At 71.8% G+C, this 17,430-nt stretch carries 13 protein-coding genes; 8 read left to right on the top strand and 5 right to left on the bottom strand.

Features of this window, described 5'->3' with window-relative positions; all coding sequences use genetic code 11:
- Positions 1 to 69 precede the first annotated feature (69 nt).
- Positions 70 to 2,307, bottom strand: a complete 2,238-nt coding sequence (locus tag ACOKM3_RS00655; RefSeq protein WP_426895770.1) for an FUSC family protein — start codon at positions 2,305 to 2,307, stop codon at positions 70 to 72.
- 229 nt (positions 2,308 to 2,536) lie between these two features.
- On the opposite strand from ACOKM3_RS00655, the gene ACOKM3_RS00650 reads away from it, so the two are divergent.
- The gene (locus tag ACOKM3_RS00650) at positions 2,537 to 3,772 is read left to right on the top strand and encodes an alpha/beta hydrolase (RefSeq protein WP_426895768.1); all 1,236 of its coding nucleotides are present in this window, start codon (positions 2,537 to 2,539) and stop codon (positions 3,770 to 3,772) included.
- Positions 3,773 to 3,839: 67 nt separating this feature from the next.
- On the opposite strand, the gene ACOKM3_RS00645 is transcribed toward ACOKM3_RS00650, so the two are convergent.
- On the bottom strand, positions 3,840 to 4,715 hold the full coding sequence (locus tag ACOKM3_RS00645) for an SGNH/GDSL hydrolase family protein (RefSeq protein ID WP_426895766.1): 876 nt from the start codon (positions 4,713 to 4,715) through the stop codon (positions 3,840 to 3,842).
- A 347-nt stretch (positions 4,716 to 5,062) separates the two neighbouring features.
- On the opposite strand from ACOKM3_RS00645, the gene ACOKM3_RS00640 reads away from it, so the two are divergent.
- Positions 5,063 to 7,456 (top strand): ATP-binding cassette domain-containing protein, encoded by a 2,394-nt coding sequence (locus tag ACOKM3_RS00640; protein WP_426895764.1) that lies wholly within the window; start codon positions 5,063 to 5,065, stop codon positions 7,454 to 7,456.
- Positions 7,457 to 7,505: 49 nt separating this feature from the next.
- On the opposite strand, the gene ACOKM3_RS00635 is transcribed toward ACOKM3_RS00640, so the two are convergent.
- Positions 7,506 to 7,967: a hypothetical protein gene (locus ACOKM3_RS00635; protein WP_426895763.1), complete on the bottom strand. Its 462-nt coding sequence runs from the start codon at positions 7,965 to 7,967 to the stop codon at positions 7,506 to 7,508.
- Between the two features lie 207 nt (positions 7,968 to 8,174).
- Positions 8,175 to 8,960, bottom strand: a complete 786-nt coding sequence (locus ACOKM3_RS00630; protein WP_426895761.1) for a glucose 1-dehydrogenase — start codon at positions 8,958 to 8,960, stop codon at positions 8,175 to 8,177.
- Positions 8,961 to 9,075: 115 nt separating this feature from the next.
- Between ACOKM3_RS00630 and ACOKM3_RS00625 the strand changes: the two genes are divergently transcribed.
- The 4 genes from ACOKM3_RS00625 to ACOKM3_RS00610 all read left to right on the top strand — a co-directional run bounded on the left by ACOKM3_RS00625 (position 9,076) and on the right by ACOKM3_RS00610 (position 13,265).
- Positions 9,076 to 9,663, top strand: a complete 588-nt coding sequence (locus tag ACOKM3_RS00625) for a TetR/AcrR family transcriptional regulator (RefSeq protein WP_426895760.1) — start codon at positions 9,076 to 9,078, stop codon at positions 9,661 to 9,663.
- 100 nt (positions 9,664 to 9,763) lie between these two features.
- Positions 9,764 to 10,285 (top strand): PadR family transcriptional regulator, encoded by a 522-nt coding sequence (locus ACOKM3_RS00620; protein WP_426895758.1) that lies wholly within the window; start codon positions 9,764 to 9,766, stop codon positions 10,283 to 10,285.
- Complete coding sequence (locus tag ACOKM3_RS00615; RefSeq protein WP_426895756.1) at positions 10,285 to 10,980, top strand: ABC transporter ATP-binding protein; 696 nt, start codon at positions 10,285 to 10,287, stop codon at positions 10,978 to 10,980. The genes ACOKM3_RS00620 and ACOKM3_RS00615 overlap by 1 nt, the downstream gene beginning before the upstream one ends.
- Positions 10,977 to 13,265 carry an FtsX-like permease family protein gene (locus ACOKM3_RS00610; protein ID WP_426895755.1) on the top strand — a complete coding sequence of 763 codons (2,289 nt, stop codon included), beginning with the start codon at positions 10,977 to 10,979 and terminating at the stop codon, positions 13,263 to 13,265. The genes ACOKM3_RS00615 and ACOKM3_RS00610 overlap by 4 nt, the downstream gene beginning before the upstream one ends.
- A gap of 40 nt (positions 13,266 to 13,305) precedes the next feature.
- On the opposite strand, the gene ACOKM3_RS00605 is transcribed toward ACOKM3_RS00610, so the two are convergent.
- Positions 13,306 to 14,214: a LysR family transcriptional regulator gene (locus tag ACOKM3_RS00605; protein ID WP_426895753.1), complete on the bottom strand. Its 909-nt coding sequence runs from the start codon at positions 14,212 to 14,214 to the stop codon at positions 13,306 to 13,308.
- Positions 14,215 to 14,357: 143 nt separating this feature from the next.
- On the opposite strand from ACOKM3_RS00605, the gene mdlC reads away from it, so the two are divergent.
- Entirely contained in the window at positions 14,358 to 15,941 is a 1,584-nt protein-coding gene (mdlC, locus tag ACOKM3_RS00600; protein WP_426895751.1) for a benzoylformate decarboxylase, read from the top strand.
- A 2-nt stretch (positions 15,942 to 15,943) separates the two neighbouring features.
- Positions 15,944 to 17,401, top strand: a complete 1,458-nt coding sequence (locus ACOKM3_RS00595) for a benzaldehyde dehydrogenase (protein ID WP_426895749.1) — start codon at positions 15,944 to 15,946, stop codon at positions 17,399 to 17,401.
- Positions 17,402 to 17,430: the final 29 nt, after the last annotated feature.

The following is a 17,430-nucleotide window of genomic DNA, read 5'->3' as shown; positions in this document are numbered from 1 at the left end:
GGCATCGGATGCGGAGGCGGTACGGGGATCGTATCCGCAGGTCGGAACGGGTTCGAAGGCAGGGCCGGGCTATGTGCGCTGTCCCACAGGGACGCCGAGCGGCCGGGCCAGACCGGAGATCCCCTCGTCGAGCCGCTGAAGGTGACGCAGCACACGGAACGTCACCGTGTTCGCCGCCGGCACTCCCAGGCCGTCCGTCTCCAGCATCGCCGCGATGCTCGCGCCGGACTCGACGGTGCCCGTCGTGTCCTCGTCGTTCACCTGCGCCACCAGCACATCGATGTTGTGCGCGATACGCCGCGCCGCCCTGCCGAGCCGCGGATCGGCGGCCACATGCTTGCTGTACGGGACGAGCTCGGCGGTCGCCGCCAGGGAACGCGCGTGGTACGCCGACGTCTCCAGGAGCGCCACCAGATAGCGCACGGTCTGCCGCCGCTCGCGCTGCGGGGCGATCGCGTGGGTCAGCGGCTTGGTGGACGCGCGCAGGTCGTCCAGGGCGGTGTCGAGGTCCCGCGCCCGGTCGAGCAGGTCCGCTGCCGGGCCGCCGCTCAGCTGCTCGACCGCGCCCGCCACGACATCGCCGAGCCGCTCCAGGACGGTGGCGAGCAGCTCGTCGGTGCGACGGTCGGTGCGCACCGGAAGCACCAGCATCGCCGCGATGATGCCGCACGCCGCACCGAGCGCGGTCTCCTCGATGCGCAGCACCAGTACGTCGAGGCTGTAGGTGTTCAGGAGCGTGTACAGCAGGCCCAGCATCGCCGTCACGAAGAACGACATCAGCGCGTACGACAGCGGGGCGGTGAAGAACGCGGCGAACACGCACAGCAGCACGAGGACGAACGCCAGCCACGTGTGATTGCCGACCGCCCCCGCGAGCAGCACTCCGGCGAGCACACCGAGGATCGTGCCGAGGACACGGCGGTAGCCCTTGATGACGATCTCGCCCGTGGACGCGGTGTTGAGGAAGACGACCCAGCAGGTCAGGACGGCCCAGTACCAGCGCTGGCTGGACAGGAACTCGCCGCCGACGATCGCGAGGGCGGAGCCGACGGCGACCTGGAAGGCGGCGCGGGTGGTGGGCCGGTCCAGGCCCGAGCGGTCGTCCTCGTCCTCGCCCTCGTCGGACTCCTTCTCCGTGCCGGCCAGTTCGACGGTGCCGGTGATGGACATGTCCTCCGCCTCCAGCTCCTCACGCGAACGCGTCGTTGCGGGGGAGTCGTCCGACTCGTCCTGCGGGCCGTCGAGCGCGATCCGCAGACCCATCACCGCGCGGGCCGCCTCACCGATACCGCGGAACACGTCCTGCACGGCGAGCGTGGCGCCCGGAGGCATCCGCTCCTCGTCGCGGTAGCCGAGCAGTCGGTTGCGGATCTGGGCGACGGCCGTGCCCCGGTTGGCATCGGCGGGGCGGGACACCATCAGGTGCAGGGCGCCCAGATCGCGGCGGAGGGTGGCCGTCGACTCGTCCTCGGCATCGGGGAGCAGCAGCTTGCCCGCGGCGGGCGCGGGCGCGTGGGGGAGGTGCAGGGTGAGGGTGTCGGCACGTTCGGCGCTGCGCGCGTTCAGCAGCAGCATGCCGAGGCGCTCCGCGGAGATCTCCGCGTCGGCGATACGGCGCTGGATCAGCGAGGCGGTCGCCGCGTCCCCGGCGCCGTCCTCGAGCCGGCCCTGGATCATCAGCGCCGTCTCGTGCAGCCGCGAGGTGTGGTGGCGCAGATCGTCCAGTACGTCGTCCAGATCCTCCGGCGCGGCGTCGAGCAGCCTCGTCTGCGCGGTCACCAACTGCGCGAGCCGCGCCCGGAACGCCCCGCGCAGCCGCCCGAGCACGCGCTGCGGTGTCTCCGGCACCAGCGCGAACCGGGCCACCGCGCTGCAGGCGAACGCCACCGCCAACGTGCCCGCGAGAACCGGCAGTTGATCGGGGGTCGCGTTCACGAACAGCGACACGAAGTAGACCTGGAAACCCATCAGGCCGAGGGCCGTGCCCCGGTCGCCGAACCGGCGGAAGTAGACCGCGCCGAAGATCAGCGCGATGAAGAAGAGGTCACCCGCGATCACCTTGCTGTGCAGCAGCGCGCCGAGGGCCACGGCGGCGAGCGCCACCGGAAAGCCCCACGCGAGCGTGATCGCCTGCCCCCGCAGGTTCTTCTCACGGATCGCGAACGTGCTCACCATCGCGGCCATCGCGCCCGCGACCATGTGTGTCACGTCCGTGCCGAGGAGCGCGAGCACGGCGAGCGTCAGCCCGATGGCCGCGACGATCCGCAGCCCGGCCATCAGGCGCAGCAGCCCAGGATCGGATGCCATGAAGCGGTCCCAGGTGTCCCTCGGCCGTCGCGCCACCAGTGCTCACTCCAAGATCGGTCCGTCGGCGTCGCCCCCGAGCATACGAGGAGGTGGGCACGCTCTTGACACGAGTATCGACAGGTGGACGGCGCCCGACCTGCTCACATGGTGACTTCTGGGGGATTGCCCCCAACGAGAAGTGGGGGTGGGCCGGATGGTGCGCAGGGGACGGTTCCACGAATCTTGAGCCATGGACGATCTCGGCACGAATTCGATGGGCGGACCGGCCCGGCGGGGTGTACTCGCGGCCGGCGCGGCGCTGTTGACCCTGGGCGCGGCGCCGGCGGTGGCCGCCGCGCCGCAGCGGATGCGGCTGCGGTTACCGGCTCCGAGCGGCCCGCACCCGGTGGGCACAGTGGCGCTGCGCCTGGTGGACCGCTCCCGCCCCGACCCGTGGACGGCGGCTCCCGCACGGGAGTTGATGGTGGACGTGCGCTACCCGGCGCGCACGGTGGCCGGGCACGGGCGGGCGCGGCAGATGACGGCCCGGGAGGCGGCGGGCTTCGACCGGCTCAACAACTTCGAGGGGCTGCCCGCGGGCCGCGTCGACTGGGCGGCGACGCGGACCTTCGCCCACACCGCGGCGCCGCTCGACCGCCGCGCGGCGCATCCCGTGGTGCTGTACTCGCCGGGTGTCGTGGACCCGCGCTCGTTGGGCACGACGCTCACGGACGACCTGGCGTCCCGCGGCTACGTGGTGATCGCCATCGACCATCCCTCCGACGTGTCGGCCGTGGAGTTCCCCGGTGGGCGCGTGGCCGTCTCCCGGCTCCCGCAGGAGTTCGAGAAGGCACAGCAGTCCGGGCCGGCGGCGGTGACCGCGCTGTTGAAGAAGACGGCGGCCGTACGCGTCGCCGACGCCCGCTTCGTCCTCGATGTGGTGCGGCGGGCCTTCGACACGCAACGACTGCGCAGGGCGCCGATCGGCATGTTCGGGCAGTCCGCGGGCGGCTTCGCCGCGCTCCAGACCCTGCACGACGACGAGCGGCTCGCCGCGGCCGCGAACCTCGACGGCGTGCTCGCGTACGTCCAGGACGACCACGACGAGGGCGGCCTCTCCACGGTCGCGGACGAAGGCGTGGACCGGCCCGTGCTCCTGATGGGCAGCGAGGGCAACGACCGGAGGACCGTCCCCTCCTGGCGGGAGCTGTGGCGACACAGCGGCGGATGGCGCCGCGACCTGACCCTGCGCGGCTCCCGGCACGCCACCTACACGGACGCGACGACGCTGCTGCCACAGATAGCGGCCCGCCTCGACCTGCCGCGCGAGACGCTGACCACATGGGTGGGCACGGTGCCCACCCATCGGGCGGTCGCGGCTCAACGGGCCTGTCTCGCGGCCTTCTTCGACCGCTGGCTGCGCGGCGGGGACGGCGCGCTCCTCGACGCGCCGTCGCCGAAGTACCCGGAGATCGACTTCATATGAAGCGGACTCCGCTGGATCGGGCTCCGTTGAATCGGGCTCCGCTGAATCGGATTCCGCGGCGCGGGAATCAGTACATCCCGAGCGCGCCCATCGTGGCGTCGGCCATCGCGGACTCGCCCAGCGCGTTGGGGTGCACGGGGACGAAGTTGGTGCCGAAGAGGGCCGGCTCGACCCAGCGGGTGCCGATCGGCTGACAGGCGTCGTGGCCCTCGGAGGACTGGGAGAAGTCCACATAGGTCGAGCCGGTCTCCCCGGCCGCGCGCTGCACCGCGCGGTTGAGGTGGGACTGGATGTCGCGCACGTACGGCACGTCGCCGGACGCGATCGGCATCTTCACGAAGCAGCCCTTCTGCGCGGCCGGCGGCATGATCCACGGGTAGCCGAGGACGGCGACCTTCGCGTTCGGCGCCTTGTTCTTGACGGCCTGGAGCGCGGACTTCACCGCCGGGTACGTCTTGGCGTCGATGTCGTCGCTGAACTTGTCGCCGTACAGGGACTTGCACGGGTGGCCCTGGCCCGCGGAGGCGAGCCCGGCGGTGGCGCAGGACAGGATCGTGTTGATGAAGGTGCTGTTGTCGTTGCCGCCGATGGTGAGGGTCACCAGGTCGGTGTCCTTGCTCAGCGCGTCGAGCTGCGGCGGCACGCCCGGGTACTGGGAGCCGGCGAAGTCCTTCGTCTGCGCGGCGCCGCACGTCACGTCCTTGAGCGCGGCGCCGGTGCGCTTCGCGATGACGTGCGGGTAGTTGGCCGTGGAGCGGGCGCACAGCGGGCTGGCCTTGGGGTCGAGCGGAAGCACGCCGGAAGCGGCGCTGTAGCTGTCGCCCAGGGCGACGTAGGAGAGGGGCTCGGGGGCCGCGTGGGCGGGCGCGGCGAGCGTGACGAGGGTGGCGCCGGTCGTGGCCGCGAGGGCCGTGAGTCTGCCGCTGAACGCGCGGATCGCCATCTGATGCTCCTTCGAAGCACTCGAAACCTGCGGAACCGGGCCGAGGACTGGTCAAGTTCCGTTTGAGGCAAGGGGGTTCAGCGCGCCGGTAGTTGAAGCTACCGACGAGTTTGAATTTGAGTCAATAGGTGTGCACAGGGTCGTGACCAGGGGAGAGTCGTGCAACACGGGGTTGTCAGTGGTGCTCGATAGCCTCACAGACCGATGGCGGACCCGTCGGCAGGCCACCCCGGCGTGTTCACCGATTGCGGTGGCGGGGGCCGTGCGGACGGCGACAATCGAACACACCGAGTTGAGACAGGCGACGCCGAGCACTCCCGATGGCGGCCCCGGACGATGGAGACATGATGAGCAAGGTCGCGAGGACGGGCACTCCGTCGTCAACGTCGCACCCCGCGGACAGCCACGACCTGATCCGCGTGCACGGCGCGCGGGAGAACAATCTCAAGGACGTCAGCATCGAGCTGCCCAAGCGGCGCCTGACGGTGTTCACCGGGGTCTCGGGGTCGGGCAAGAGCTCGCTGGTGTTCGACACGATCGCCGCCGAGTCGCAGCGGATGATCAATGAGACGTACAGCGCGTTCGTCCAGGGCTTCATGCCGACGCTCGCGCGACCCGAGGTCGACGTGCTGGACGGCCTGACCACCGCGATCACCGTCGACCAGCAGCGGATGGGCTCCGACCCGCGCTCCACGGTCGGCACCGCCACCGACGCCAGCGCGATGCTGCGCATCCTCTACAGCCGGCTCGCGAAGCCGCACATCGGCGGGCCCGGCGCCTACTCCTTCAACGTCGCGTCGGTCTCGGCGCAGGGCGGGATCACGGTCGACCGGGGCTCGGACAAGACCAGGACGGAGAAGGTGTCCTTCAGCCGCACCGGCGGCATGTGCACCCACTGCGAGGGCCGGGGCACGGTCTCGGACATCGACCTGGCCCAGCTCTTCGACGACTCCAAGTCGCTCAACGAGGAGCCGTTCAGCATCCCCACCTACACCGGGGACGGCTGGGTGGTGCGGGTCATCAGGGAATCGGGCTTCTTCGACCCGGACAAGCCGATCCGCAAGTACACCAAGAAGGAGCGGTACGACTTCCTCCACCGTGAGCCCACCAAGGTCAAGATCAACGGTGTCAACCTCACCTACGAGGGGCTGATCCCCAAGATCCAGAAGACCTTCCTGTCCAAGGACCGGGAGTCGATGCAGCCGCACATCCGGGCCTTCGTGGACCGGGCGGTCACCTTCCAGACCTGTCCAGACTGCGACGGCTCGCGGCTCAGCGAGCCGGCCCGCTCCTCGAAGATCAAGCGCAAGAGCATCGCCGACCTGTGCGCGATGGAGATCAGGGACCTGGCGGAGTGGGTGCGCGCCCTCAAGGAGCCGTCCGTCGCCCCGCTGCTCGCCAAGCTGCGGCACACCCTGGAGTCGTTCGAGGAGATCGGCCTCGGCTATCTCTCCCTCGACCGGGCCGCGGGCACGCTGTCCGGCGGCGAGGCGCAGCGCGTCAAGATGATCCGCCACCTCGGCTCCTCGCTCACCGATGTCACCTACGTGTTCGACGAGCCCACCATCGGCCTGCACCCGCACGACATCCAGCGGATGAACAAGCTGCTGCTCCGGCTGCGGGACAAGGGCAACACCGTGCTGGTCGTGGAGCACAAGCCGGAGGCCATCGCCATCGCCGACCACGTCGTGGACCTCGGCCCCGGCGCCGGCACGGGCGGCGGCAGCGTCTGCTTCGAGGGCACCGTCGAGGAGCTGCGCGCCAGTGACACCATCACCGGTCGGCACCTCGACGACCGGGCGGCGGTCAAGGACACCGTGCGCGAGCCCACCGGCAAGCTCGCGATCCGCGGGGCGAACGCGCACAACCTGAGGGACGTCGACGTCGACATCCCGCTCGGCGTGCTCACGGTGGTCACCGGCGTCGCGGGTTCGGGCAAGAGCTCGCTCGTGCACGGCTCCATCCCCGCCGAGGACGGCGTGGTGGCGGTCGACCAGACCCCGATCCGCGGCTCACGGCGCAGCAACCCGGCCACGTACACCGGGCTGCTCGAGCCCATCCGCAAGGCGTTCGCGAAGGCCAACGGCGTGAAGCCCGCGCTGTTCAGCGCCAATTCGGAGGGTGCCTGCCCGACGTGCAACGGCGCGGGAGTCGTCTACACCGACCTCGGGATCATGGCGACCGCGGCCGCGACCTGCGAGGAGTGCGACGGCAAGCGGTTCGAGGCCTCGGTGCTCGACTACCACTTCGGGGGCAAGGACATCAGCGAGGTGCTCGCGATGCCGGTGACCGAGGCGCTGGAGTTCTTCGGAGCGGGGGAGGCGCGCACTCCGGCCGCGCACAAGATTCTTGAGCGGCTCCAGGACGTCGGGCTCGGCTACCTCACCCTCGGCCAGCCGCTGACGACGCTCTCCGGCGGCGAGCGGCAGCGGCTCAAGCTCGCCGTGCACATGGCCGACAAGGGGGGTGTCTACGTCCTGGACGAGCCGACCACGGGTCTGCACCTGGCGGACGTCGAGCAGCTGCTCGGGCTGCTCGACCGGCTCGTGGACTCCGGCAAGTCGGTCATCGTCATCGAGCACCACCAGGCCGTGATGGCGCACGCCGACTGGATCATCGACCTGGGGCCGGGTGCGGGGCACGAAGGCGGCAAGGTCGTCTTCGAGGGAACCCCCGCCGACCTCGTCGCCGACCGCTCCACGCTCACCGGCGAGCACCTGGCGCAGTACGTGGGGGCCTGACCGGGCGCCGCCGACCGACCGGGAGGGTCCTGGCCGGCCGCGGTCGCGGTCAGCCCTCCTGCGTCGGGTCGTGCGGCTGCTGGGCCTGCGGGGCCTGGGGGAAGTGCGGTGCCTGCTGGGCCTGCTGGCGGCCCTGCGGTGCGTGCTGGTCCTGCGGCGAGTGCTGGCCCTGGCCCTGGGGGGCCTGCGGGTTCTGCTGACCCTGCGGGGCCTGCTGATCCTGCGGCGCCTGCGCCTGCTCGGGGGCGGTGGCCTGGGGAGCCTGCTGGCCCTGGGGAGCCTGGAGGGAGTGCTGGTCCTGGAAGGACTGCGGTGCCTGCGAGGCCTGGGGCGCCTGCGAGGACTGCGGCGCCTGCTGGGTCTGGGGGGCCTCCCCGTGCCCGAAGTCGAGCACGCCTTCCGCGGTGCGCTCGGCCTTGTGCGCGGCCTCACGCGCGTCGGCGAGCACATCACCGTGCTCGTCGACGAGTCGGTCGTAGATGGGCGCCGGGGCAGTGGACGGTGCGGGCACGGGAAGAGCTCCTGGTCGTCGAGGTCTTGATGTCACCCTGCGGGTGAACAAAAGGGGACCCTACGTCGATCAGGTGACGTGGGTACATCCGGGGTGGGGTTGTGGAGCCGGAGACTTTCGCCACTCTCATGTGCCGTACCGGCTGATCGGTGTCGGCCGCCCACCTCGGCCGACACCGATCAGCCGGTATGTGCCGCGGGGAAGCCGTCAGTACTGCTCGGACTGGCCGCCGTCGATCGGGACGACCGTGGCGTTGATGAAGGACGCCTCGTCGGAGAGGAGGAAGGCCACCAGGTTCGCGACCTCCTCGGGGCGCCCGAAGCGCCTCATCGGGTTGGTGCTGACGAACTGGCGGCCGGCCTCCTCCCAGTTCACCGGGTCGAGCTGCTTGAGGGAGCCCTCGACCATGGGCGTCATGATGGCGCCGGGTGCGATGGCCTTCACCGTGATGCCGAAGCGGCCGTACTCCACGCCCGAGTTGCGGGTCAGGCCCACGACGCCGTGCTTGGCGGCCGCGTAACCGGACTGGTTGCCCACACCGCGGATGCCGCCCACGGAGGCGGTGTTCACGACGGTGCCGCTGCCCTGCTCGCGCATGACGGCGAGGACGTGCTTGAGGCCGAGGAAGACGCCCCGCAGGTTGATGTCGACGACGCGCTGGAACTCGTCGCTGCCGAACTCCTCGGTGAGGTTCTGCTTGCCCTCGATGCCCGCGTTGTTGAAGAAGGCGTCGATCCGGCCGTAGGCCCGCGTGGTCTCGGCCACGTAGCGCGCGACCTCCGCCTCGTCGCTGACATCGGCGGTGAGCGTCAGGACCTCGGCGCCCGGCGTGGCCTTCTCGATCTCGGCCGCGCTCTGCGCGAGCCCTTCCGCGTTCACGTCGACGAGCGCCAGCTTGGCGCCCTCGGCCGCGACCCGCAGTGCGGCGGACCTGCCGAGGCCGGAGCCGCCACCGGTGATGAGGACGACCTTGCCGTCGAACCTGTTGTTCATTGCGGACCTCCAAAGGGAACTGTGTCGCGGTCCGCCGTCGCCCGACGGGCCTGTCACTATTCTTAGACGATACGTACTGTCTAGAAATTCCCGTACGCGGGGATCGGAGCGAGGCATGGACGAGTCGACGGCTCCCCGGCCCAGGCGCGGGCGCTACCGGGACCCGCAGGCGCACGCGGCGGTGCTGCGCGCCGCGCGGGAACTCGTCGCCGAGCTCGGGTATCACAAGGTCACGATGGAGCGGATCGCGGCCCGCGCAGGCGTCGCCAAGATGACGCTCTACCGGTGGTGGCCGAACAAGGCGGCGGTGATCACCGAGGCCGTCACCGATCAGCTGGCGCCGGGCCCGCAGCCGGACACCGGCTCCGTGCGCGAGGACGCGCGGGCCCACGTCACCGACCTCGTCCGCACGCTGACGCTGCTCGGTGACCCCAGCGTCGTGGCCGGTGCGCTCGTCGAGCGCGGCGAGGCGGGCCGTGCGGAGCTGCGGGACCTCCTCAAGGCCTGGAGCGAGCCGGGGGCCGCGCTGCTGCGGCGTGGAATCGCGCGGGGCGAGCTGCCCGGCGGCCTCGACACCGGGGCGGTGATCGACAGCTGGCTCGGCTACGCGCTGTACCGCGTGGTCTTCCTCGAGAGCGCGCCGACCGAGGCGGATCTTGCGGGTCTCGTGGACGCGCTGCCGTACACGACGCGACAGGCTTGATCGGGCTCAACTGGCAGGCAAGATCGGGTTGTTGGGCGAGCGTGAGTCACGCATATTGGCGTATTGATCGGGCGTATACACCCGGCGTATACACCAAGGTATGACCGTTCCTCTGGCGCTCCTCGGGCTCCTCGAACGTGAGTCGAGCCACGGCTACGACCTCAAGCGGAACTACGACACCTACTTCGGCCGCGGCAAGCCACTGCCGTACGGCCAGGTCTACTCGACGCTGCGCCGCCTCGCCCGGGACGGGAAGGTGGCGGTCGGCGAGTCCGAGCCGGGGGAGGGCCCTGACCGCAAGCGGTACGTGATCACCGACAGCGGGGTCACGCAGGTGGAGGCCTGGCTCGTCGAGCCGGTCGCCCCCGAACAGCACCTGCAGACCGTGCTGTTCACCAAGGTCGTCCTCGCGCTGCTCCTGGAGCGGGACGCCCAGGCGTACCTCGACACCCAGCGGGCCGCCCACATGCAGCGGATGCGCGAGCTGACCGAGCTGCGCCGCGCCGGGGGGCTCGTCGACAGGCTGCTCGCCGACCACGGTCTCTTCCACCTCGAAGCCGACCTGCGCTGGATCGACATGACGGTGGCGCGGCTCGGTGCGCTCGCGGCGGAGGTGCGGTGATGAGTGCGGTGACAGGACTGGTGGAGGCGCGCGACGTGGTGCTCTCGTTCGGCCGCACGCCCGCACTGAGGGGCGCCGAACTGTCCGTGGCGCAGGGCGAGATCGTCGCCGTGACGGGGCCGAGCGGCTCCGGCAAGTCGACGCTGCTGCACTGCCTCGCGGGAATCCTGGTGCCCGACGAGGGCGAGATCCTCTACGACGGTCGGCGCGTCGACGCCCTGCGGGAGACCGAACGCAGCGCGCTGCGCCGGGACAGCTTCGGCTTCGTCTTCCAATTCGGCCAGCTCGTACCGGAGCTGACGGCCGAGGAGAACGTGGCGCTGCCGCTGCTCCTCGCGCGTGGCCGCCGATCCACCGCGCTGCGCGAGGCCCGCGGCTGGTTCGAGCGGCTCGGTCTGGCCGGCCTCGAAGGGCGCAGGTCCGGAGAGTTGTCGGGCGGGCAGGCCCAACGGGTCGCGCTGGCACGGGCGTTGGTCGCCCGGCCGCGCGTGCTCTTCGCCGACGAGCCGACCGGGGCCCTCGACTCGCTCACCGGTGAACAGGTGATGGACCTGCTGGTCGGCTCCGCCCGCGAGCAGGGCACCACCGTCGTCCTCGTCACCCACGAGCCGCGCGTCGCCGCCTTCGCCGACCGGGAGGTCATCGTCCGCGACGGCAAGGTGACACCGCTCTCCATCGAACGGGCCGTCTCATGATCCGGCTCGCGCTCCGCCTCACCGTCGCGGGCGGCCGCGAGGCCCTGGTGCGGCTGACCGTGATCGCCGCGGCGGTGGCGGTGGGCGTCGCGCTGCTGCTCTCCACACTCGCCGCCATCGAGGCGACGCGTACCCAGAACGACCGCAACGCCTGGCTCAACACCGGCGCCGAGTTCACCCAGAGCCGTAACGCGCGGGTCGCCGGCGCCGACCCGCTGTGGTGGCTGCTGCGGGCCGACCACTACGACGGCGGGCTCATCGGCCGCGTCGACGTGGCGGCCACCGGGCCGGACGCCCCGGTGCCGCCCGGCCTGCCCCGGCTACCGGGACCCGGCGAGTACTACGTCTCGCCGGCCCTCGCCGAGCTGCTGCGCGCCGCACCCGCGGCCGAACTGGCCGACCGCTACCCCGGTCGCCCGGCGGGCGAGGTCGGCCGGGCGGCGCTGCCCGGGCCCGACTCCCTGATCGTCGTCGTCGGGCACCGCCCGAGCGAGCTCGCGGGCAAGGACGGCGCCCGGCGCGTCACCACCATCGAGACCCGCTCGCCCAGCCGCTGCAACGGCCCGAACTGCGACATCGCCGCAGGGATCAACGCCGAAGGCATGGCGCTCATCCTCTCCGTGGTGGTCGTGGCCCTGATCTTCCCCGTGCTGATCCTGACCGGGACGGCGAGCCGCCTCGCCGCCGCCCGCCGCGAGCAGCGGTTCGCCGCGATGCGGCTGGTCGGCGCGACACCGGGTCAGGTGTCGCTGATCTCCACGGTCGAGTCCGCGGTCGCCGCCGTCGCCGGTACGGCGGTGGGTTTCGGCTTCTGGTACGCCCTGCGGCCCCTGGTGGCCCGCGCCGACCTGACCGGCACCCCGTTCTTCACCACAGACATGTCACTCGGTGTGGGCGAGATCCTGCTCGTCGCCGTGGGCGTGCCGGTGGGCGCGGCCATCGCGTCGCGCCTCGCGCTGCGCCGTGTGCGCGTCTCGCCGCTCGGCGTCACCCGCAGGACCACTCCGCGGCCGCCGCGGGCCTGGCGGCTGATCCCGCTGGCCCTCGGCATCGGGCAGCTGTGGTGGGTCATCGGGCGGGTCCCCGAGGGAAGCGGCGGCCAGATACTCGCCTTCGTCCCCGGCATCCTGCTGATCCTGATCGGCATCGTCCTCGCGGGCCCGTGGCTGACGATGGCCGGGGCGCGTCTCCTCGTCCGGTTCACCCGCCGACCGGCGCTGCTGGTCGCGGGGCGGCGCCTCGCCGACGACCCGAAGGCCGGGTTCCGCGCGGTCAGCGGACTGGTCCTGGCGCTCTGCGTCACCAGCACGGCGGTCGGGATCATCACCGCGGTCGTCGCGGAGAGCGGGATGCCCGAGGACAACGCGGCGTTCGGCAGCTCGGTGGTCGCCGATTACGACCGGCAGTTCGGGGCCCGGAGCGACCGGAAGCCGCCGCCGGCGCTCCCCGACGAGACCCGGTCAGCTCTGGAGTCCGTGCCCGGCGTCCGGGGCCTGATGGTGATCCGGACGAACCCGCTCGGCATCCCGGACCCCGTGGCCCCCCACCCGCCCAAGGGGGAGCCGCCGATCCTCGCCGGCCTGGTCTCCTGCGCCGAACTGGCGCGGATGCCCGCGCACAACGACTGCCGGGCGGGCGCCGGAGCCGCCGCGATCCCACCGGACTTCTCGCACTTCGGCATGCAGGAGGATCGGGCCTGGCCGACCGTCTGGCCCGCGGCGGACATCACCCCGCGACGCCTTGCGACACTGCCGGTGCAGGAGATCGTGGTGACGACGGACGGCTCCAACGCGGCGGTCGAGCGCGTCCGCACGCTCCTCACCACCGCGTACCCCGACGAACTGCCGCCGTACACCGTCGAGGAGGACTCCGCGCAGCGGTGGGACGACATCGCGGGATACCGGCAACTGGCCACCGTCGTCATCGTGATCAGCTTCCCGATCGCCGGATGCAGCCTCGCGGTCGCGGTCGCGGGCGGACTCAACGAACGCAAGCGCCCCTTCGCCCTCCTGCGGCTCACCGGCGTGCCGCTGCGCACGCTGCGCCGGGTGGTACTCCTGGAGAGCGCGGCGCCGCTGCTGATCGTCGCGGCGCTCGCCATCGGCTTGGGCTTCCTGACCGCGCAGCTGTTCCTCCAGGCGCAGTACGGCTACTCGATACGAGCCCCGGGAATCGGCTACTACGGACTGACCTTGGCGGGGATCGTCGTTTCGCTCGCCGTCATCGCCTCCACGCTGCCGCTGCTGCGGCGGATCACCGGACCGGAGACGGCGCGCAACGACTGACAACACGACGGCGCCCGCCCCTCAAGACGGGCGCCGTGCTTCACGCCTCCGTCGCGTCGACCAACGTGTCCCGCATGAAGTCCACCAGCCAGTGCTGCGCCGGAGTGCGGGCGTGCGCGTGCCGGGCGTAGACCGAGACCTGCGCCGGTTCGATGTCGATCGGAAGTTCAAGGAGCCGCACCCGGTGGTCGGCGGCGAACATGCGGGCCACCAGCCGGGGCGCCACCGCGACGAGTTCGCTGTCCTGGATGAGATACGGCAGGCCCGCGAACCGGGTCACGTCAAGGACCACGCGGTGCAGCAGACCGTGCGCCTCCAGGGCGCGGCGCGGCCCCTCGTGCCCGGCGGGTCCTGAGACCGTCACGTGCTGCTCGGCGCCGAGCGCGGTCAGGTCCACGGAGCGGCCGCGCAGCCGCGGGTGGTCGCGGGCCACCACGGCGACGTAACCCTCGGAGAACAGCGGGATCCGCGCCACCCGCGCCGAGCCGAGCAGCGGCGAGGCGATGAACGCGTCGATCTCCCCGCGGCCCAACTGGTCGGCGGCGCCACGGATGTCGAGCGGCCGCACCGTGAGCGTGGCGCCCGGCGCCTGTCGCGGCAGCGCGGCCATCAGGCGCGGCAGCAGGGCCACCTCGCCCAGGTCGGACAGGCACACGGTGAACGCGGGGCGCGCCGTCGCCGGGTCGAAGGAGCGGGAGCCGCTCACCGTCGTCTCGATCTCCGAGAGGGCGCGGTGCAGCGGCTCGTACAGGGCGCGCGCCGTGGTCGTCGGGGCGAGCCCCGCGCCGGTGCGGCGGAAGAGTTCGTCGTCGAAGCGGCGGCGCAGCTTCTGCAGCCCATAGCTCACGGTCGGCTGGGTGACGTGCAGGGCCTCGGCGGTCGCCGTCACGCTCCGGGTCTCGTAGAGCAGCACGAAGGTCCGTACGAGGTTGAGGTCGAAGTCCCGCATGGTCGCTCCCGTCCGCTGCCCATTCGTCTGCCGCCCCCATTATCGAATCTGTCTATGAAACGGGTAGGCAACATTGATTGGAGCACGGTCGGCTTTATTTCTAGGCTCAACCACATCACCGCCGGTCAAGGAGGACTGCGCGCATGCCGACCGCACGCCGGATCGCCCACTCGTTCCTGGAGCGACAGGGCCTGACCACGATCTTCGGGAACCCCGGATCGAACGAACTGCCCTTCCTGGCGGGACTGCCCGAGTCCTTCCGCTACGTCCTCGGCCTGCACGAAGGCGTCGTCGTCGGCATGGCCGACGGATACGCCCAGGCCACCGGACGCCCCGCGCTGGTCAATCTGCACGCGGCCGCCGGTTCCGGCAACGCGATGGGCGCGCTCACCAACGCGGTGTACGCGCGCTCGCCCCTGGTGCTCACGGCGGGCCAGCAGGTGCGCTCCGCCGTCGGCCTTGAGGCGATGCTCGCCAACGTCGACGCCCCGCAGCTGATGCGCCCGCTCGTCGGCCACTCCGCCGAACCGGCCTGCGCCGCCGACGTCCCGCGCTCGCTGGCCCAGACGGTCTTCGAGGCCGAGCTGCAGCGCCGCCCGACCTATCTGTCCGTTCCGTACGACGACTGGGACGCCGACGTCGACCCGGGGGCCTGCGAGGTTCTGGAGCGGCGGGTGCGGCGCGGGCTCGCCCCGGACGAGGCCCAACTCGACGACCTCGTAAGGGAAGTGGGTGCCGCCCGCAATCCCGTGCTCGTCCTCGGCGGTGACATCGACGCGGCCGGGTACTTCGACCGGGCCGTGGCCTGCGCCGAACACCTCGATCTGCCGGTGTGGGTGGCGCCCTCGCCGCACCGCCTCCCGTTCCCCAACCGGCACCCGCTGCTGCGCGGTGTGCTGCCCGCCGGAATCGGCTCCGTGTCGTCGGCGCTGGCCGGGCACGACCTGGTGCTCGTCGTCGGCGCGCCCGTCTTCCGCTACCACCAGCACGTGCCGGGCCCCTATCTGCCGGACGGCGCCCGGCTGATCCAGGTCACCGACGACGCGGGTGCCGCGGCCCGCGCGCCGATGGGGGAGGCGCTGGTCGCGGATCCGGGCCCCGTGCTGACGGCACTGCTGGACCGGCTGCCGCAACGCGCAAGCGGGCCAAGGGAGTTCACGCCTCCGCCCGAACCCGCCACCACCTCCGGCGACGCCCTCCACCCCGAGGAAGTCTTCGCCGCCCTCCGCGACACCCAGTCACCCGACACCCGCTACGTCGTCGAGTCGACCTCCACCAACGGCGCCTGGTGGCGGCAGATGGACCTGCGACGCCCCGGCTCCTACTTCTTCCCGGCCTCCGGCGGGCTCGGCTTCGGCCTGCCCGCCGCCGTCGGCGCGGCGATGGGCGACCCCGACCGCCCGGTCGTCGCGGTCGTCGGCGACGGCTCCGCCAACTACGGGATCACGGCGCTGTGGAGCGCCGCCCGCTACCGGGTGCCGGTCACCTTCCTCATCCTGCGCAACGGCACCTACGGTGCGCTGCGCTGGTTCGGGACGCTGCTCGACACCCCGGACGTGCCGGGCACCGAGATCCCCGGCCTCGACTTCACCGCGCTCGCCGCGGGCTACGGCGTGCCCGCCACCGCCGTGACCGAACTTGCCGACCTGCGCGAGCAGTTGAAGAAGAACGCGACCGACGGGCCCCGGCTCATCCAGGTCGACACCCACCCCACCTCACCGGAGTGAACATGACTCTCCTCGAAGACCCCGTATGGCACGAACGGATCCACCTCGACGGCTGGACCGAGGGAAGTGGGGGCACCTCCGCCGTCGTCGAACCCGCCACCGGGCAGCGGCTCGGTGCGATCGGCAACGCCACCGCCGACGACGTGACCCGTGCCGCGGCCCGCGCCGCCGAGGCGCAGCAGGAGTGGGCCCGCACCGCCCCCGCCGAGCGCGCCGCCGTGCTGCGCCGGGCCGGCGACCTGTTCGCCGAGCACGCCGAGGAGATCAAGGACTGGATCGTCCGCGAGGCAGGCTCGACGCGCGCCAAGGCCACCGTCGAGACGGACTTCGCCGCCGCCGAGTGCTACGAGGACGCGGCCCTGCCCGCACACCCGCTCGGCGACGTGCTCAGCAGCGGCGAGCCCCGCTGGTCGTTCGCGCGCCGCGTACCCGCGGGCGTCGTATCGGTCATCGCGCCGTTCAACTTCCCGCTGATCCTCGGCATCCGCTCCGTCGCGCCCGCGCTCGCCCTCGGCAACGCCGTGCTCCTCAAGCCGGACCCGCGCACCGCGGTCTGCGGCGGAGTCACCATCGTCCGCATCTTCGAGGAGGCGGGGCTTCCCGAGGGGCTGCTGCACCTGCTGCCCGGCGACGCGAGCGTCGGCGCCGCCGTCGTCGAGGCACCCGAGGTCTCCGTCGTCTCCTTCACCGGATCAACTGCCGCCGGACGCAAGGTCGGTGAGGCCGCCGCCCGCAACCTCAAGAAGGTCCACCTCGAACTCGGCGGCAACAACGCGCTCGTCGTGCTCCACGGCGCCGACCTCCCGGCGGCCGCATCGGCCGGCGCGTTCGGCTCGTACCTCCACCAGGGCCAGATCTGCATGGCGACCGGCCGCCACCTCGTCCACGAGTCGCAGGCCGAGGAGTACGTGGCGCTGCTCGCCGAGAAGGCCGCAAACCTGCCCGTCGGCGACCCCGCCGCAGGCGACGTCGCACTCGGCCCGATCATCGACAGCCGGCAACTCGCCCACATCGACAAGGTGGTGACCGACAGCGTCGCCGCGGGCGCGAAGGTCGTCGCGGGCGGCGAGGCCGACGCCCCGTACTACCCGGCGACCGTGCTCACCGGCCTCGACGACGACAGCCCGGCCTGGCGCGAGGAGATCTTCGGGCCCGTCGCACCCGTGCGCACGTACCGCGACCTCGACGAGGCGGCCCGCATCGTCGACGCGTCGCCGTACGGCCTGTCCGTCGGCATCCTCGGCGACGTCGGCACCGCGATGACCCTCGCCGACCGGATCCGCTCCGGCAAGGTGCACATCAACGAACAGACCGTCATGGACGAGCCCGCCGCGCCCTTCGGCGGTGTCGGCGACTCCGGCAACGGATCCCGGTTCGGCGGCGCGCAGGCAAACATCGAGGCGTTCACCGAGACGCAGTGGGTGACCGTGCGCCCGCAGATCGCGCCGTACCCCTTCTGATCCCCACGGAAGGTCCCGGTACCGCAGTC

Origin of the sequence: Streptomyces nidicola, assembly GCF_050106155.1 — a bacterium.
Lineage (GTDB): Bacteria > Actinomycetota > Actinomycetes > Streptomycetales > Streptomycetaceae > Streptomyces.
This window is presented reverse-complemented; position numbering and strand designations above follow the sequence as displayed.